Consider the following 1,310-nt stretch of genomic DNA (forward strand, 5'->3'; position numbering starts at 1 on the left):
ACGTCGAGACCGTCCTCAAATGTACCCACAATGTCCATCTGGCTGTGCGTTTTGATAAGCCAGCTCAACTCCTGTTGCGCCAGGAATTCATCTTCAACAATGATGACCTTCATTCACTTCCCCCGTTAAGGCAACAGCGTGGCCGGCGTGGTCACAGGTGTGGTGTGCAAGGGCACATAAAACGCAATTTCGGTACCCGGCGTCAGGCGGCGGATATGCAGCCCCTCGCCATACAGTAACTTCACGCGCTGGTGGACATTGAGCAAACCGATTTTATTACCTGGCATTTCGTCGGCTTCCACACGGGCGATCATCTCGGGCGCAATGCCGTTCCCCGTATCGCGTACGGCAATACGCACGCGGTTGCCGCACTCCGCCACGTTCAAGCGGAGTCAGGTTGACGTGCGGGTCTCGGAGCGGGCACTGCGGGAGATCTACCTACGCGGCTTCCAGCTGATGGTGCGCGAGTCCTCGCCGTGGGCGATCATGACCTCGTACAACAAGATCAACGGCGTATGGGGCCACTACCACTACGACCTGATCACCTCGATCCTGCGCGGCGAGTGGGGCTTCACAGGTCTGGTCATGACCGACTGGTGGATGCGGATGGCGCAGGACCCGGACTTCCCGGCCCTGCACGACAGCGGCTACCGCGTGCGCGCGGGAGTCGACGTGCTCATGCCCGGTTCGATCCACAGCCAGCAGCCGGTCAGGGACGAAGGCGTCCTGGAGAGCCACCGGGCCCAGGACGGACTCACCCCGAATCCTACAGGATGCATCTTCTTCTCCGGAATAACAGCAATATTGTTGTTGCATGGTCTGCGTAATAATCGCCAGTACCAGGGAAGATAACGTTGCGTCAGCAACGGCCCGCAGTGCTTCATACTCCTGGATGCACCCTCATATTTCAGGTAGTGCTTCAAAAGCGGTATTTGATATCAGCTGTAAAGCAGTAAATCCCGATGCATCCATAGCTCAGCTGGATAGAGTACTCGGCTACGAACCGAGCGGTCGGAGGTTCGAATCCTCCTGGATGCACCATCTTCTCCGGAATAACATCAGCATTGTTGTTTCATGGGCTGCGCAATAATCGCCAGCACCAGGGAGGATAACGTTGCGTCAGCAACGGCCCGCAGTGCGTCATCCTCCTGGATGCACCATCTTCTCTAAAACAACGTTCTCTTCTCAACCTTCTTATTTTTCGTACACATTTTTCACGTATCCTTTTTCATTCCCTGACAGATTTTTATTGGCAGGTTGTTCTTTCCTCTATAATTTATCTGCTCGTAACGATGTAAATTGAGTAAGGC

General features: G+C 54.9%; 2 protein-coding genes and 1 tRNA gene. 2 read left to right on the forward strand and 1 reads right to left on the reverse strand.

Going from position 1 to position 1,310, the window contains the following annotated elements; genetic code table 11:
• Positions 1 to 125: 125 nt before the first annotated feature.
• On the reverse strand, positions 126 to 380 hold the full coding sequence (locus tag BTM36_RS26460; protein WP_368730709.1) for an ATP-binding protein: 255 nt from the start codon (positions 378 to 380) through the stop codon (positions 126 to 128).
• 22 nt (positions 381 to 402) lie between these two features.
• Here BTM36_RS26460 and BTM36_RS26465 point away from each other — a divergent pair, with 22 nt between their 5' ends.
• Complete coding sequence (locus tag BTM36_RS26465) at positions 403 to 852, forward strand: glycoside hydrolase family 3 N-terminal domain-containing protein (RefSeq protein WP_217349654.1); 450 nt, start codon at positions 403 to 405, stop codon at positions 850 to 852.
• 112 nt (positions 853 to 964) lie between these two features.
• Positions 965 to 1,041 (forward strand) — tRNA-Arg (locus BTM36_RS26470).
• The last annotated feature ends 269 nt before the right edge of the window (positions 1,042 to 1,310 follow it).

It is taken from the genome of Herbaspirillum sp. VT-16-41 (assembly GCF_001994935.1).
In the GTDB taxonomy this organism is placed as follows: Bacteria; Pseudomonadota; Gammaproteobacteria; order Burkholderiales; family Burkholderiaceae_D; genus Herbaspirillum; species Herbaspirillum frisingense.